This window comes from Spirosoma flavus, assembly GCF_054778555.1.
Map to the genome: position 1 here is coordinate 1 of NZ_BAAGZL010000005.1, position 16,246 is coordinate 16,246.

At 50.2% G+C, this 16,246-nt stretch carries 12 protein-coding genes; 2 read left to right on the forward strand and 10 right to left on the reverse strand.

Going from position 1 to position 16,246, the window contains the following annotated elements:
* The first annotated feature begins 602 nt into the window (after window positions 1-602).
* A complete protein-coding gene (locus ACYVF1_RS23745) occupies window positions 603-2,393 on the forward strand; it encodes an ATP-binding protein (RefSeq protein WP_461083588.1) in 1,791 nt (596 codons plus the stop codon).
* A gap of 339 nt (window positions 2,394-2,732) precedes the next feature.
* On the forward strand, window positions 2,733-3,449 hold the full coding sequence (locus ACYVF1_RS23750; RefSeq protein ID WP_461083590.1) for a LytR/AlgR family response regulator transcription factor: 717 nt from the start codon (window positions 2,733-2,735) through the stop codon (window positions 3,447-3,449).
* A gap of 291 nt (window positions 3,450-3,740) precedes the next feature.
* On the opposite strand, the gene ACYVF1_RS23755 is transcribed toward ACYVF1_RS23750, so the two are convergent.
* From ACYVF1_RS23755 to ACYVF1_RS23800, 10 genes are all read right to left on the reverse strand, one after another.
* Window positions 3,741-4,091 carry a transposase gene (locus ACYVF1_RS23755; protein ID WP_461084261.1) on the reverse strand — a complete coding sequence of 117 codons (351 nt, stop codon included), beginning with the start codon at window positions 4,089-4,091 and terminating at the stop codon, window positions 3,741-3,743.
* A 356-nt stretch (window positions 4,092-4,447) separates the two neighbouring features.
* The gene (locus ACYVF1_RS23760) at window positions 4,448-6,046 is read right to left on the reverse strand and encodes a beta strand repeat-containing protein (protein ID WP_461083592.1); all 1,599 of its coding nucleotides are present in this window, start codon (window positions 6,044-6,046) and stop codon (window positions 4,448-4,450) included.
* A 606-nt stretch (window positions 6,047-6,652) separates the two neighbouring features.
* Window positions 6,653-7,366: an RraA family protein gene (locus ACYVF1_RS23765; protein ID WP_461083594.1), complete on the reverse strand. Its 714-nt coding sequence runs from the start codon at window positions 7,364-7,366 to the stop codon at window positions 6,653-6,655.
* 44 nt (window positions 7,367-7,410) lie between these two features.
* Entirely contained in the window at window positions 7,411-8,283 is an 873-nt protein-coding gene (locus ACYVF1_RS23770) for an SMP-30/gluconolactonase/LRE family protein (RefSeq protein WP_461083596.1), read from the reverse strand.
* Window positions 8,283-11,192: a glycoside hydrolase family 2 protein gene (locus ACYVF1_RS23775; RefSeq protein WP_461083598.1), complete on the reverse strand. Its 2,910-nt coding sequence runs from the start codon at window positions 11,190-11,192 to the stop codon at window positions 8,283-8,285. The genes ACYVF1_RS23770 and ACYVF1_RS23775 overlap by 1 nt, the downstream gene beginning before the upstream one ends.
* Window positions 11,189-12,439, reverse strand: coding sequence for an MFS transporter (locus ACYVF1_RS23780; protein ID WP_461083600.1), 1,251 nt, complete (start codon window positions 12,437-12,439; stop codon window positions 11,189-11,191). The genes ACYVF1_RS23775 and ACYVF1_RS23780 overlap by 4 nt, the downstream gene beginning before the upstream one ends.
* Complete coding sequence (locus ACYVF1_RS23785; protein ID WP_461083602.1) at window positions 12,436-13,404, reverse strand: mannonate dehydratase; 969 nt, start codon at window positions 13,402-13,404, stop codon at window positions 12,436-12,438. The genes ACYVF1_RS23780 and ACYVF1_RS23785 overlap by 4 nt, the downstream gene beginning before the upstream one ends.
* A complete protein-coding gene (locus ACYVF1_RS23790) occupies window positions 13,401-14,192 on the reverse strand; it encodes an SDR family NAD(P)-dependent oxidoreductase (protein WP_461083604.1) in 792 nt (263 codons plus the stop codon). Before ACYVF1_RS23790 ends, ACYVF1_RS23785 begins: the two co-directional genes overlap by 4 nt.
* A 150-nt stretch (window positions 14,193-14,342) precedes the next feature.
* The gene (locus ACYVF1_RS23795; protein WP_461083606.1) at window positions 14,343-14,813 is read right to left on the reverse strand and encodes a hypothetical protein; all 471 of its coding nucleotides are present in this window, start codon (window positions 14,811-14,813) and stop codon (window positions 14,343-14,345) included.
* 17 nt (window positions 14,814-14,830) lie between these two features.
* Window positions 14,831-16,243 (reverse strand): RagB/SusD family nutrient uptake outer membrane protein, encoded by a 1,413-nt coding sequence (locus tag ACYVF1_RS23800; protein ID WP_461083608.1) that lies wholly within the window; start codon window positions 16,241-16,243, stop codon window positions 14,831-14,833.
* Window positions 16,244-16,246 lie beyond the last annotated feature (3 nt).

A 16,246-nucleotide genomic window follows, 5' to 3' on the forward strand; every position in this document is an offset into this window, starting at 1 on the left:
TTTGTGTTTCGGTAAACTTCTTTTTTTTCATGTGTCAGTTAAAATTAGCTCTTTTCGAGTCTAATCCATGACTGTCCTAATTTCAGGGAAGCTTACAATAGGACTAATACCTGCGTGCCATTCTTTTGCCTACATTCAAGAGGGTAATACGACCTGGCAGGCAACTCTTTCTATACGGTTGGTATTTAAGTTGTTTACGATCATCATGGATCCAGACAATCGACCCACTGGTAGCAGTAAGAGGCAAAGACACCCGTTACCAGTCCACGTGGTTGAAGAGCAATTGAAAAGTATCGTTTTTCCAACAAGTCGTATAGCCTACTAGCTACTATCAATGTTTTTTTAACTGCACTACAAGTCTAGAATATGTAGACGATATGCAACCAGAACGGGCGATAATAAGGATTATGGTATATAATACTTGCTGGTTTTTATGTCTGTGCGCCAATATAGCGGTAGCCCAGACGTCAACGATTACGCAGTTAAAAAAGCAACTGCAGGGCGCACAATCGGACAGGGAACAGGCACGAATTTTCTTCAAGTTGGCTGAAGCCTACGAGACAATCCAGGTGGACTCAGCCCTTCATTATTTGCAGCAAACTATGTACCTGTCAAAACGATGGGCTACGGCACGGGAGCTGACCGATCAGTATTACCTACTGGGCAGACTGAACTATATAAAATCTGATTTTGCGACTAGTTTAAAAGTTTTTCACCAAGCCAGACAACTTGCTCAGCGGTATCACCTGCTGGCCCAGCAGTTCAAAATCCAGGCCAACATGGCGCTTACCTTCAGTAACCAGGGAAACGACCGGCAGGGATTACAACTCGCTTTACAGACCCTGCAGGCTTACCAGCAGCATCCGGAAATTGATCAAAGCGGACTGCCCAGACTTTATACTACGCTAGGCCTACTATATGAAGCAAGCCGGGATACAACCCAAGCGCTTTTGTACCATAAACAACGGCTGGCCTTGGCTCGGACAAACAAAGACTCCATTGAAGAAGCCACGGCCTTGAGTAACCTGGGCCAATTTTACGTGGATCACCATGATTTACCCCACGCCTATTCTGCTGCCCAGGGGAGTCTGTTAATCGCCTGTAGAATGAGCAACCTGTCTCAAATGATATCCTCCCTCGATATCTTGGGGAGTATAGCGTATGCCCGACATCAATTCAACAAGGCACTGAGTATTCACCAGAAGGCGTTGGCGCTGGCTCGTTCGGTTCAACAGCCTGAATTGATCGGAAGCCTTCTTCAACTGCTGGCTTTGGATTACCAGGCGCTTAAAAATTATCCTCAGGCCCTGGAGCAAATCGAACTGGCCATTACCATCTTTCATAAAATAAATTCGCCCAAACACCTGCAACAGGCATTGACGATCCAAAGTCAACTGTGGGCCAGGTTGGATAACTACCGGCAAGCGTTTCAGTCAAGTCAGCACGCTCAGCTACTCAAAGACAGTTTATCAGGATTGGACCATCAGAAAGCTTTGCTGAGCATTCAGTCCCGCTATGAGTTAGCCAGTAAGCAACAGCAGATCAAAGCCATAGCCCTTCAACTGCAGTTAGCCAGTCAGCAACGCCTATTTCTGGGTATAAGTCTCGGTCTTCTGCTCCTTCTATTCAGCCTAAGTCTTTATTTCTTACGCCGGCAACAGCGGGCTACAGCGCAACGGGCCCAGGCTTTATCGGTTCTTAATGCCACAAAGGATAAACTCTTTTCCCTTATCAGCCATGATCTTAGAAGTCCACTGGCCCGGCTGAAACTCGGCTTTACTACGCTGCGTTCACCATCACCGGCTGAAGCCACCAGCCAATCGATGGACCAGCTTGAACAATTGCTGGATAATGTCCTGGACCTGGTCACGAATTTACTGGAATGGTCGGCTACGCAGCTGAAAGGCGGGAAAGGGCAAGTTCGGCCCCTGGATCTTGCCGATGCTATTGCCGAAACTGTTTGCTTACTGACCCATTCGCTTCAGCATAAGCGGATCACCCTGCTCAACCAGATGCCGGTTGGCCAATGGGTACAAATGGAACGGGGGGCTTTACAGGCTATCCTGCGTAACCTAATTGGAAATGCGATTAAATTTACGCCCGATGGCGGCTTTATTCGCCTGTCAACCAGGCAGACCGGTGATTTCATAGAACTGCGTATCCAAGATACGGGTATTGGCATGAGCCAGGAGCAGCTTGAGCGGTTGTGGCGGGATCCAGAAATCCGAACCGGTACGAAGGGCGAGCTAAGTACGGGGCTAGGGCTGCGACTAGTGCAGGATATGCTGGCTAAACAGGCGGGGCAGCTTCGTTTATCGAGTGAACCCGGAAAGGGGACAACGGTTAAGATAACGTTTGAATCGTTGCGAATGTCTACACAACGAGCGAACTAGATGAGGTAAGGTCCCAGGTCTTTGCTGTATGATGAACCAGTGCCGACGGCTTACTTGCGTATAGCTCACCTTATCTACTTGGCCTAACCAAGCTGGCCTCCCTGACTAATGGGTCATATAATTGATTATCATACTACGTCTCTATTGAGGCAACAAAATGACCACCTCTTGTTGCTATTTAAAATTAAAGAAAGCGTCTGATTACTCTTGTATTAGACTCCTTTCCTTGGCAACAGACATTTTGGTAACGTATCCTTGATGAAAAGAGACCATTATTCTAGTTGTTCACTATAGTATGGCGCGAATTTTGTTCATACACTCCAGAAATCGCTTTGTCGAATGCACCTAAAAAAATACCTGATTGTCGATGACCTAGAAGTTGAGGCAAGGCAACTGGAAGCGCAATTGAATAAACTACCTTTCCTGTCATTGACGGCTATTTGTTACACGCTGGAAGCTACTCTAGAATGTCTGGCTATTCAACCGGTCGATCTGCTTTTTCTGGATATCAAATTGGCCGACCAATCAGGGCTCTTTCTGCTTAAGAATGGTATTCAGTTGCCTCCTGTGATTATTATCAGCTCCAGCCCCCAATACGCTTTGGAGAGCTATGAAATTGGTAAGGCCGTTGATTACGTGCTTAAACCTTTTACGTTTGATCGGCTGTCATTGGCTGTTAACCGGGCACTGGGGCTGCAGGCTTCTGCTAACAGCTTTGCCAATAAAGATTTTATTTTCCTGAAAACAGGGCGTAAAGTACAGCGTTTTAACTTTCATGAGATCGATTTTATTGAAGCCTACGGAATTTACTCGAAGATTCAAACCGGCAAGCAGTCACATGTAGTCAACGAACGTCTTGCTGCCCTGGATAAATTACTGCCGGCGCAGTCATTTTACAGGGTGCATAAGACCTACATTGTTAATATCAATAAAATTTCGAGTTACAGTAAAAATGGCTTTCGCTTTGGGGAGCATACCGTTCCCATAGGTGTTTCCTACCGGGATAAAATTGACAAGATTTTGCGACTTTTTGACCATGGTGATTCGGGAGGATAAGGTTCTATTGTATACCTATTACCTCTCATTGATTGGTTGATTAGGAAGTCTGGGTATTTTCCCAAAATGGGGTATTAATTAACGTGAATATTGGGCTATGAGGTTAAGCGACAACCTGTTGCTGGAATACATACCGATTTCTTGTTAGGATAAAAACAGTAGACAATCAAACCCGGTAAAATGTGCGAAAGGGCATTTTAAGAGTTCTGATGGCGGGAATGATCCATATCAAACCTACTCATTAACAAATCATTGGTGGACTCAATCCAGGCCCACTTGCGCAGCTTGAGCTTATGGCTCAGCAGCAACAGTTGATTCTTCATCTTGAACCGTATCTTGCCGGGCCGCCAGCGCGGTGATTAAGTGCAATCCTGGCTGATAAAAATGCTCGAAGAACGCACACAGATACTCTTTATCGCCAATAAAATGGCCTTTTAGGTGATCCAGCAAGTAGTGCAAGACTTGGTGGTTGTTATCGGCCACATTGCCCGGTGTTAATGAGAAACTCGCCGGTTGTACTACCTGATTAATCCCCAGATGCATTTTGAGGCTATGGAAACAGTCAGTGGAGCTTTTATCACGAGCAACTACTCCCCCAAAATGCGGTGGGTGTGAATCCGGCGATTGTAACCGACAGGTAATTTTTTAGAGTCGAGAAAATAAGTGTTCCTCAACTGACTCTGCGATCGGCAGCAGTACTGCAGAAAAATAAACAAGCCCGGCAGCACGCATGTAATTGTGCTCACAAAGCACCCAAAGCTAATTAAGTGAGGGAAATAGGACGTTAACTCGATTGGGTATAGGAGATGTTTTCGGCCTTTGATGACCGTACACCAGTTAGCTATTTTGTTGGGCGAACGGGTCAAACCATACTTGAAGGTCTAAAGAAATGACACACTTCATTGAACATTCCCTAAACGGGTGCTAGAAAATAAACTTGATTCTAGCGTAACCATAAACAACCCCGAATAAAGTACGTTCGGGGTTGTTCTCTCAGGTTATTTCTTCTCCAAGAACCGCTGAAGCATTTTTTCAAGTTTCTCGACTTTGGCTTTCTGATCGGCCATTTCTTCTTTTAATGATTGGTTCTCCTTATATTGTTCAATACTATATAGCGTCAGCTCCTCAATCTTCTCCAAGAGTTTAGCGTCTGTCTTGTGTAGGTCGTTGCCTTTCTCAACCATTTCTTCTGCCGATGGAACACCCGGTAGGTGCTTATTAGCTTTAATGAACGTTTCCACCTCTACTAAATCTTTTAGCTGGTACGTATTGGTAAATACATAGTCGCTCCAATCATTGGTATTCTTTACGGCTACCTTCACTTTCTCGGTCAGAATACCCTCTTCGACAAATAACTTGTAACCCGACGGCGTACGCGCTACGTTACTACCAATAATGACCGCATCGTTCTGAGTGCTTTGCAGAAACGAGCCTTTGCGCTGCCACAGCGATTCCGACACGCCCTCGCGAGCCGAACCGTTCACGCTGGCCATCACTACGTCTCCCTGCTCGTTGACCGAGAGAAACTTGGTTTGGTTGAGAGAAGTAGCAGGGGCCGAATTCGTCAGATTGGTAAAGCGAAGACCAGACTGGTTCGCGGTGCCCTTGGTGATCTCCAGGGTGTTGTTGGGGGCCGAGTTGCCAATGCCCACCCTTGAGCCGGGAGATCCCAGAACCACCGCGTTGCTGACGGTGACAATGGCGTTGACGCCGATGGCGGTGGCGTTGTTGACGGTGGGCCCGTTGGTGCCCGCCCCGAAGCCGATGAAGGTGTTGTAATTGCCTGCCCCATTGCCCGAGTAGTTGGCCGCCCGGCCGATGTAGGTGTTGTTCTGACCGGTAGTGCTGCCGTAGCCCGAGCCGTCACCGATGAAGGTGTTGCCCAGGCCTGAGGTATTGTTGTAGCCCGAACCATTGCCGATGAAGAGGTTGTAGGAGCCGTTACTTTGGATACCTGCTGCGTTGCCCATGAACAGGTTGCCAAGGCCAGTGGTATTGTTTTGACCGCTCTGATAACCAATGAACACGTTATTGCTGGCAGTGGTGTTTTTGAAACCGGCTTGATAACCAAGGAATACGTTACTGTTACCAGTAGAGTTATTGTAGCCTGCCTGATTGCCCACAAAACTGTTCTCAACACCGGTAATGTTGTTGTAGCCAGCATACGTGCCTATAAAGCTGTTCTGATTACCCGTCGTGTTAGCACCGCCCGCAGAAAGGCCTACAAACATATTATTGGTGCCAGTGGTATTGTTATATCCTGCACCTCTGCCTATAAAACTGTTACTGTTACCAGTGGTATTAGAATAACCCGCCTGACTGCCTATAAAACTATTGTTATTGCCGGTTGTATTTGAAAAGCCTGCCTGAGTGCCTATAAAACTATTCTGTGTACCAGTTGTATTGTCATTCCCAGCATTATAGCCCAAAAACGAGTTATTTGTGCCCGTCATAGTTAAATTACCCGCACTAGGACCTATCAGGGTATTATTAGTACCAGGCGTGGTTGAGTTGGGCGTTCGAACTACGTAATTAGTTTGAGCCAGAACCAATAGGGGTAGCCCATTCAGGAGCAGAAAGCAGAGATATAAACGCATACAGTAGAGGTTTGAGTGGTTAAGCCTGCTATACAATCCGGAAGATGTACTTCCATAAAGTAAGGTTTGTATGAAAGCTTAGCTATTCACTAGTTGACGGGTCAAAAGTGATTTATGCAGGCATACTCAACAAAAAAAAACAAATGAACGGTAGCGTTGGATAGATGAGTCGTCTGTAAACGGATTTAAGTTGCTGAGAGTATTATATGAGGTCAACTGAATTTGTATAAAGACTTTTCGACAGCAGGAAAATAGGAATGTACAATTCTTACTTAGACTATAGGGGTTTGCGCAATCAATTTTGACCAATATGTTCAATAAGAAGCTAAGGCCTAGGGGCTATGTTTGGCGTTACAAATCTGTTAATCTACTCCAAGCTACCTGATATGGCCCTAAAAATCCGGACACGAAAGCTTACTCCACCGGAGTGTCTACGTTCCGCAAAAACGTCTTGCCTAACTAAAGCTAAATAGCTACGTCAAGCCGACTAAAATCCAACAAAATGCAGTCTGCAATACGTAAATTTTACGTTAGTCCAGACAAGTTAGCTTGCTCCTTTACGTAAAATACGTAAGCCAGCCGAGAATTGCTGGCTTACACAAGTTGTTAAAATCGTCCGTATTCTTCGTACACCTCAAACGGGTCTCGCCCTTCGGCCATAGCCTGTCGACTACGGGCTTCACTGGAAAACCATTCTTCGGCCTGTTCCAATACCGGGATGGTCAGTTCTTGAGGTACGACCACTACCCCGTCATTGTCACCGAAGATATAATCACCGGGGTTAATTTTGAGCAGCCCATCCATGCCTTTCACGTAAATCGGAATCTGGTAATCAACGACCATAAACCGACCGAATGCTTCGACCGGATTGCGAAACCGACAGAACGTAGGAAAACTCATGTCGATGAGGTAATTGGAGTCCCGGGTGGAGCCATCTATCACGGCCCCGACGCAACCATGGGCCAGAGCCGCCGTTGCGGAGATTTCGCCGAACTGCCCGCAGGACGTATCGCCCTGCGTATCGCGAATCTGCACCACGCCGGGAGTCATGCTCTTGAACATACCCAGACGAATATCGTGAATCTTCTCATCCCGGCTGGGCGTGGCAATACCATGGGCGGTGAAGGCGGGGCCAGCTACTTTCATGGTGTGAAGGAGGGGGTAAATACCGCTAGCCATGCACTGACTATGATACCCCATATGCTCAAGCACATCCGACACAAGGGCGGCATATAATTTTTTGTACCGATCCGCAATTTCAGCGGCATCGTACGAAATAATATGCTGACGAACAGGATAGGTGTTGGTGATAATTTCCATAAAAACGAGTTGGTTTACTAAATGAGTGAATTAATTCAAGTTGATCAGCTATTGGTGAATGCAGTGGATTGAGCCGGTATCGATAGGCCATCGTACAAAGGAAGCCCGGTAGCCTCTACGGATATGCTCAACACCTGACCCCGCTCGGCCTCGGTAACGATCAGGCCCCAGCGACCGAAAGGATCAAATGCGCAGTTTGTGGGGTTTAATCCAGGCAGCGGTATTCGGTCGATGATCGTACCGTTAGGGTCCGCCACCCGTATTTCGCTGGTACCGTAGACGGCTGCGTATAGGTTGCCATCCGTATCGAATGCCATGCCATCGGGCCCTCCCGGTCCGTCTGGTCCGCCAATGGCAGACCAGACCTGGTTCTGAGTCAATTCGGTCGTTTTGGGATTCCAGCGACCTTTCCACAACCGATGCTGGTAGGTTTTGGCAACGACCAGGTTTGTGCCGCCCTCGGTGAAGGCCAGTCCGTTGGGAAAATAAAGTCCTTCCGCTACTTTTCGTACCAAACCCGCCAGGGTCAGAACACATACGTAGCCCGACGGCTCTCGGCGCGACTCTCCAGGGCAGGTGAACAGCAGATTTCCCAGCGGATCAAAAGCGAGATCGTTCGGCTTGTGTAAAGGGGAATTATCGACCCTATCACATATGGTCTCACACTGACCGGACGGCGGGTTGAACCGGCGAATGGAATTCTGCCCTGCGTCGCAAAACCAAATCTGGCCCTGTCTGTCGATGGCAATTCCATTTGGTGCCCCCCCAACCCGATACCGGTACAACTGCCCACGCTGAAACTGTAGCAGGCTTTCTCCTTTTAAGTCAACGGCCCACAGACTGCCATCGGGAGCAAAGGCGGGTCCTTCGGGGAAGGCTATTCCATCCACTACTGTTAATACGTGCCTAGGCTTCATTACTTACCTGAATTTTGCATGGTGGTTATGGTCGACCCTACAGGCATAGTCAGCCCGGGAGCGTTCCAGGCTGAAACCATGATCGAGGTAGCAGGTCCTGGGGCTTCCCGCCAAAGTATATCTGCCGATAGGGTTCGACTCTCGCCCGGTGCCAGCCAGAAATAGTTATCATCAGCCACCAGCGCTCGTTTTGTGCCGATTACGTCGATTTTCGTCATGAAGGCGGGAACAGTGCCGACATTGCGGACCTGCACCGAAAAAACGGCCTGCACAGGCTGTGAGCCGGGCTCACCCAACGAGGTCATGGATAATATTTTACTTTCTAAACGCGTGGCTGTTTTCTGGGCGGTTGATTTCAGAAACGGCCCTTTTTCCAGGGTGGGCCAGGCAATGGGTTCGGCTACGTATTTGTCGTGGAACGGTTTATCATCCAGCATTGTCAGTGAACGAGGGTAATAGACCGACCGCGAAACCAGCCTGCCTACCTTGTCTTTCAGTTCGGTCACAACAAACAGGAATCGATCCTTGTAGTCGGCCGGTATAGTGAATGAGCCCATAGTGGCGGAACTAACGGACGGGCCAGTCGAGACAGCCACCGGTTTTTCGGACGTCCAGAGACTTGCGAATTGGTCGTCAAATACAGTTACTGACATTTTGCAACCGGGCATTGCGGCCTGGGCGTTGGTCACTTTCGCCAGGAAGGGAATCGTTTCGCCGGAAGCCCAGAGCAGCCGGGGTAAGTCAAGGGCAACATGGGTCGGTTCGTACGTGCGTTTCAGGAAGTAATAGGGGGCCGCTGCCTGCCCAAACCAATCCATCATCTGAATGGCGATGACCGGCCAATGGCGCTTAAATACCCAGGGCATCAGCCCTGCCGTTACGGGATAATTACCCTGCATTTTCTCCGACATGACCTGATAAAATTCTCCCGCACCGATCTGAGAAGCTTCAGCGATACTTTCGAGGGTTGGATCGGTCACGTCCGCTATGTGCGAAGCCCGGCTCAACATCCGGGGCACACGGGCCGGGCCATACTCGGTGAAATGGTGAATAAACTCAGGATGCGAGGGGCCAAACTCCTTCGCCCACATCTTGCCCAGGTCCGTAAATTCCTTTCTATCAATGACCTCGTAAAATCCGGCTGCTTCGGGAATACTGTGCATCCCCGTTTCCGATATCCAGGGGTCCAAGCGATAACTACGATTATACCAGGCCGGGTCCATGTCGGGATAAACGTGCAACGAGCCGTCGTCGGGGGTCGTACGGACGAAGAATCTGGATTTATCAAAAATATCCAGATTACGTTCAAGGATACCGATAGTCTTGGCGTTACCAGCTGAATAGGCGTTGAATTCATTCCCTCCGCACCAGACGACCAGCGAGGGATGATTCCGCAATCGGACAATGTTTTGCACGACCTGCGCTTCCCAGATGTCCTGTGGGTAATCGGGCGTATCCTGATTTCCAATGGGAAAATCCTGCCAGACCATCAGGCCCAGCTCGTTGCAGAGGTCGTAAAAAGAATCGGTCTCTAAAATGCCTCCTCCCCAAATGCGGATGAGTTGTACGCCCATGCGTTTAGCCGCTTGGAGTGTCCAGCGGTAGCGTTCGCGGGGTAAGTCAAGGAGAATATCCTGAGGGGTAAAGTTCATGCCCTTCACAAAAATCTTCTGCCCGTTGACGATGAATTGCCAGTTTTCCCAGCGGTCGGCCGTGCGTGGCCCGGCGGTCAACACGCGCTCGATGGTGCGGATGCCATACGTAAACTGATGCTGGTCGATAGGCTTGCCGTTCTGGTTCAGGCTTAGCCTGACCGTGTATATGTTTGGGGTGCCAAGGCCGTTGGGTTGCCAGCGTTTGGCATTCGGCAGGGTCAGATCTTCTTCGATCCAAATCCGACCTTCGTAGGCGTTAACGGGTATTTCTTTTGTCAGAACGGTGGCTTTTCCCGAAATCAGCTCTACCCGTACGCTCAACTTCTGGTTGATGGGCTTAAACAGGGTCCCTTTTTCGTTCGGGTGGTATAGTTGGGAGTTGTTCCAGGGATGAAGTTGTTTTTGTAGCGAATGGGCATTGGCAAAGACCTCCGCCGACAGGTGCAGTTGAGCCGTAGTGCCGATCACGTTTTTGGTGGTCAGGTAAGGTCGTTCGAGGTGGATCTTCGGCACAATTTCCAGCCGAACACCCTGCCAGATGCCGACTGAAAAAAATGCTTCCCCCCCGGAGCCGCCGGAAATGACCCAGGGTTTGATGATCCTGCCACTGGCGCGGGGATTGAAACCCGTCCGTTTTGAGAAATCATAATCGCCGGTCGCTGTACGGGGTAGTGTTTCGTAATCGGTCGCTTTATTACCCCAGTTACCAGCCCGCACTTCCACCGTGATGTCGTTTTTTTGACCTGTCTTCAGCAGACGACTGATTTCAATGGATGGCCCGCCGAACATGCCCTCGTGAATCCCCACGAGGCTGTCGTTTACCCAGACTTTGGTAAAATAATCCACCCCGTCGAAGCACAGAAACACATAATTTCCCTGCACCGATTCGGGTATTTCGAATGACTTTTTGTAATACCACGCTTTTTCTTCGGCCCAACGGTATTTTGTCGAATTCAGACCGTAATAGGGATGCGGTAGCTTGCCTGCTTTGTAGAGCGACCAATGTACCGAGTTCGGTATGGTGGTCTGGAAAGCACCCTGACGAGGTTCCTTCAGACTGGTTACAGGGGTATCGGTATAGGATAACTCCCAGCCAGCACCCGATAAGTCAATATGTTGGGAACCCACACGCGGAGTAATTCGGTAGGGACTCCACAGTTTGGTAGAGTCGGCTCGTTGGGCAACGGTGCTGGCAGGAAGCGATAGCGCCAATAGGGTGGTAGCAACGAGCCAGCGGGCTAATCCAGGTTTCATATAGATAGAGCAGGAGTAGGAGCCGGTTGAGCGGCCCGATGATCGAGTTTGAAGAAGAATAGAGCACCACTGGCAATGAATACACTGCCGAGCAGGTAGCTTACCGAAAGCCCCGACAGTCCTACCGAAAGACCTAGCGTTGGTTTTAATACGCCAAGCAGATAAGGGGCGAAAGCCCCAACCAAAAATGCGATCATGAGCATCAGCCCATAAGCAGAGGATCGCCAGTGCATCGGGACTACCTCATAAAGCGAGGCAACAATGTTCGAATCGTACACGCCCCGAAACAGGCCGAACAGCCCCAGAGCAAGGTAGGTGCCTGTTTCGGAGTGACTGCTGCCCATCCAGTAAATGAAGGGTGCCCCTGCGGCCAACGCCCCGGCTTGAATCCACAGACGGCTTTGCGGGCGGGTTGTCGCTAGTTGATCAGCCAGTCGGCCGCCGAGCAGAACCCCCAACACCGCGCCGAGATGGTGAAAAAACAGGGCGTTGAAACCCGCTGTGGGGAGGGATAAGCCAAATTTTTCGACCATGAACGAAGGCATCCAGGTTACGTACCCAACGTTCACGAACACCATGCAGGCAAAGCCCAGGGTGAGCAGAATAGCTGTGGGGTTACGACCCAGATAGCCAGCTGTATGGAGCACCGAATCAGGATTCGTACTCATCGCGGGTCGGTCTTTAGCCAGCGATATAAATACCAATACTCCTAAAACGACGCCGAAGCTACCAAACAGAAAAAAGGCATACCGCCAGCCGTACTGCTGTCCGATGTAGCCCGCCACAAAGCCGCTCAGAACGATCCCTACGTACACCGCCGTCTGGTGTAAGGACAGTACGAACGAACGATTCTCGCGGTATTGCTCACCCAGTAACGCATTGGCAGCCGGGGCATAAAAGGCTTCCCCTCCGCCCGTCGCCATACCCCGCAGGCCAATAAACTCCCATAGGGTTGAGCAAAAACCCGTTGCTAACGTAGAGAAACTCCAGAACAATAGACTAAACCCGACGATGTTCCGGCGCGATAGGCGGTCGCCAATGAAGCCCGCTACCGGCACCAGCAGGCCGTAGGTCCAGACCAGCGCGGCAGCAATCAAACCCAGGTCGGCATCACTTAGGTTGAGATCCGTACGGATGAGCGGCAGCACTACCCCGAAAATCTGGCGGTCGGCCTGATTGAGAAAAAAGGCCAGCCAGAGAAGCATAAGCAGTTTCCAGCGGGTAAAAAAAGAGAGCGTTGCTTTCATTCGACCGGGATGGTTAGCGCGTCCATAATGCCTTTCATGTAGCCGATGCCAAATAGGTTGCCTTTCATTTCGTAACCATGGGCCCGGTTGTCTTCGCCCGCCATCGTGGGTACGTGGTCCGAACGGATTGGGCCCGTAAAGCCCGCATCACGATAGGCCCGGAATGCAGCTACCATATCGGAGGGTCCGTTATCATGAAAGGTTTCGCGGAAATGGTCGGACGTACCAATTATGTCGCGGATGTGGATGAACCGAATGCGGTCTTTCCACTCCTGAATCAGTGCTGGAATATCCTCGCCCATCGTCGTGTAGGTTCCCTGGCAAAAGGTCAGGCCATGAGCGGGGCTACCGGATAAGTTGAGGGCACGGCGAGTAGCCGCGGCATTGATGAAAATACGGCCAATCCCATGCAGGGTCGGTACTGGCGGGTCGTCGGGGTGCATCGCCATCTGAACACCAGTAGCTTCGGCAGCGGGCAGTACGTTCTCCAGAAAGTAGGCGTAGTTCTCCCAGATTTTTTCGGCGGGAATTTCACCATATTTGGTGAGCGGTTCGCCCTGAGCGATTCGGTTGTCAAAACCCGTCACGCGTGCGCCAGCCCGTTCGGGCAAGTCTTTGTGGGTGCGATACCAGCCCGTCGCCATGAAATTATAACAGAGCAGCCGAACCCCCAGCCGCCCCATATTTTGAAGCATATGCCGGTACCGGTCGAGGTCTTCATCGCGGCCAGGTAGTCCGAGTTTAATCCGGCTCATGTCGAACTGATCCCCTTCCAGGCCAATGAGTTGAAAACCGTTTTCGGTAAATCGTTCGTGGGTTCGTCGGAACGAGTCAAACTCCCAAATGCCAGGCTGTCCAGTGAGGTCGGGGGCCAGTTTAGCGATGGCATATTGAATACCCATCTGACGGGCCAGCACCCATTTTTCGTCAGGTTGGTTGCCAAAAAAGAGAAAGGATAGTTTCATAGCGTCTTGTAAGGTTCGGGTTTTCCATAGCCCCGCATGAGCAATAGGCCACCGTCGAGGGTGATGGTTGTGCCCGTGAGGTAGCTGCCCGAAACCAGTAAATCCACCATCACCGCGGCTACTTCGTCGGGCAGACCAAATCGCCCCATGGGAATGCCGTCTTTTACTTCCTGAAAAAAAACCGGGTCGGCCATCGCCGGAGCTGTCATATCGGATTCAATAGCGCCCAGCGCCACCGTATTGACCCGAATATTATGCACGGCCAGTTCGAGGGCAACACCCCGCATGAGCGATTCGAGGGCGTATTTACTGGCACCGTAGGCACTTTGTCCAAAGTTGGGTCGGATGCCGTTTACCGAGGTAATGGTGTAAATGCTTCCCTCCCGTCTCTCGTCAACCATTCTTCGGGCGACGGTCTGCGTCAGGAACGTAGTGCTTTTGTAATTGACTGTGTTGAAGGCATCAAAATCGGTTTCGGTCAAATCGAGAAAATGCTTTTTGTACGAAATACCGACATTGTTTATTAACATATCCAGCCCTCCGGTTATCTCCCAGGCTTGTTCGCCCAGCCGGATGACCTGCTCAACCTCCATAAAATCAGCCTGCAAGAGGTAAGCCGTGCCGCCGTTGTTCCGGATGGTTTCCGCAACGGATTGGGCTTCCGGCTGATTATCATGGTAATGTATAACGACCGCACACCCTTCCCCGGCCAGGCGAAGGGCGATGGCTTTACCGATGCCCCGAGAGGCTCCCGTGACGAGGGCAGTTTTTCCGGTTAGGCGATTCATGCGGAAGGAAAAAGTTTAATAGACAGCATACAGGTAGCTTTATTGAATCATTAATAAAAGGTCCAAAAACGGCCTACTAAGTTGAATCGTTAAATCAGGTAGCCAAAACAAGCCAGCTACCTGACGATTACCGACCTATCTAAAGTACAATTAAGGTGTAATGGTGTAGGTAAAGGTCGAATAGCCTTTTGGGAAACCTATCCCAATATCAAAGCCTTCGGTAGCACTGACCAGGTTAATCAACACCGTTTTATTGGTTGTCTGAGCCGGGTTGTTCAGCACGGCAAAATTGATTTCGCCGGAATATCGACCTGCCACAATCGTGACGCTCTGTGTGGTGGGGGGCGTATAGTCCTGTCCAGCCGTTGCCGTGCCGCCTAGGGTAAAATTCACCGTCACATCTTTCTCATAGGGTTGGTTGAGGTACACACGTGCAGCTCCGGTTGTTACGTTCTTTTTGGCACTGGCCGAATTGGTGATATTAGCCGTGCCGTCGGCTACCTTGTTAGTAATATAAACCGCTTTGGGCAAATCTTTGTAAACGGTCTCTTCTTTGGTGCAGCCCGCCAGCATAGGTAGGACCGCAATCAGCAGCCAAGCCAGATTTGATTTTATTTTCATCGTAATAGCGATATTGGTTAGTAGCCAGGGTTTTGAACAAGGTTGGGGTTTTTCGTAATTTCGGTCGATGAAATGGGCCAGCGAAGCCAGTTCGGATCGTTCTTACCCGTTACAGCCGCGTACCGACCCGTGCGTTTTAGGTCGTAGTAGCGTTTCCCTTCAAAAGCCAGTTCTAAAAACCGCTCGTTTTCAATGGCTAATCGCACATCGGCCTGTGAGCTGGCGTTGGTTACGGATACGCCCGCCCGCGTCCGAATCTGATTCAGCAGCGGAATAGCATCGGTGGTTTTACCCAGTTCGTTCAGCGCTTCGGCCCGCATCAGTATCACGTCGGCCAGTCGGTAAATGACTTGATTCGCGTCGAAGTAACGAATGGCGTTGCCATTGGCTAGTGTTCCCAGATACTTATTGATATAGGCCGTGTTCGCATCGCGAAACGATGTGCTGTTGGGCGTACCGGTGTTACGTACCGTTGCAGGGCCGCGCAAGTCGCCAGATACGTAGGCGTTCAGAAGTTTGGGGGTGTAGGTAAAACTCCAGTTGCCACCAGCGTAGCCCGTGCCGCCCAGTGGGACAAAGAGATTGACCAGGTTATTCGTGTTATTGCTTTCGAGGTAGGCGTTATTGAACTGAACCTCCCAGATGGACTCCGACGAGTTTCGGTTGAATATCGTTCCGAAGTTAGCCCCCGAAACCAGCGCGTACCCATTCGGACTACTGATCACCTGCTGGGCGGCATCGGCGGCCTGCTGGTATTTCTTCTGCCATAAATACAAATCTGTCAGGGCAGCCCGAACCGCACCCAGCGATGCCTTTCCTTTCTGCTCAACAAGCGAGCTGAAGGGCTGATTAGGTAGTCTGCTTTCGGCTGCTTTCAGGTCGGTTTCTACCTGGGCAAATACCTGCTCGGGCGTCGCCTGTTTGGGAAAGAAGTCCTGCGTCAGACTTTCGTAGGGTTCCAGAATAAGCGGTACGTTATCGAACGTGCGCACTAAATAGAAGTAAGCCATGGCCCGCAGAAAGTAAGCTTCGCCCAGCACACGCTCTTTACGACCGGCAAAGCCCGGATCGGCAATAGTTGGGACGTTCTTTAGTACGCTGTTCGTTCGCTTGATGGCTTCGTACATGTTATCCCAGCCGATATACGGGTTGGTTGCGTTCAGGTTGCCATTCACCAGTTGGATGTCGTTGTTAGTGGATCGATCCGTAACCGCCAGCAGATCCGCGCGGCCATCCCCCCAAAGCACGTATTGGGAAGGATTTTGGAACGCATCGTAGCAGCTATTAATCGCTACGTCCGCATCCGCTCCGTTGCGGTAAAAATTGGTCGCCGTAATCCCACTTGGGTTGAGCTGCGTTGTCACATCCCGGCAACTGGCTAAACTAACCAATACCAGCGCGAGTGTTACGTTTTTATGAATCGTTTTCATGGT

Bases quoted from the DNA above. Each gene is read 5' to 3' on its own strand.
- ACYVF1_RS23745 (WP_461083588.1), top strand. From the start codon at position 603: ATGTACCTGTCAAAACGATGGGCTACGGCACGGGAGCTGACCGATCAG.
- ACYVF1_RS23750 (WP_461083590.1), top strand. From the start codon at position 2,733: ATGCACCTAAAAAAATACCTGATTGTCGATGACCTAGAAGTTGAGGCA.
- ACYVF1_RS23760 (WP_461083592.1), bottom strand. From the start codon at position 6,046: ATGCGTTTATATCTCTGCTTTCTGCTCCTGAATGGGCTACCCCTATTG.
- ACYVF1_RS23765 (WP_461083594.1), bottom strand. From the start codon at position 7,366: ATGGAAATTATCACCAACACCTATCCTGTTCGTCAGCATATTATTTCG.
- ACYVF1_RS23770 (WP_461083596.1), bottom strand. From the start codon at position 8,283: ATGAAGCCTAGGCACGTATTAACAGTAGTGGATGGAATAGCCTTCCCC.
- ACYVF1_RS23775 (WP_461083598.1), bottom strand. From the start codon at position 11,192: ATGAAACCTGGATTAGCCCGCTGGCTCGTTGCTACCACCCTATTGGCG.
- ACYVF1_RS23780 (WP_461083600.1), bottom strand. From the start codon at position 12,439: ATGAAAGCAACGCTCTCTTTTTTTACCCGCTGGAAACTGCTTATGCTT.
- ACYVF1_RS23785 (WP_461083602.1), bottom strand. From the start codon at position 13,404: ATGAAACTATCCTTTCTCTTTTTTGGCAACCAACCTGACGAAAAATGG.
- ACYVF1_RS23790 (WP_461083604.1), bottom strand. From the start codon at position 14,192: ATGAATCGCCTAACCGGAAAAACTGCCCTCGTCACGGGAGCCTCTCGG.
- ACYVF1_RS23795 (WP_461083606.1), bottom strand. From the start codon at position 14,813: ATGAAAATAAAATCAAATCTGGCTTGGCTGCTGATTGCGGTCCTACCT.
- ACYVF1_RS23800 (WP_461083608.1), bottom strand. From the start codon at position 16,243: ATGAAAACGATTCATAAAAACGTAACACTCGCGCTGGTATTGGTTAGT.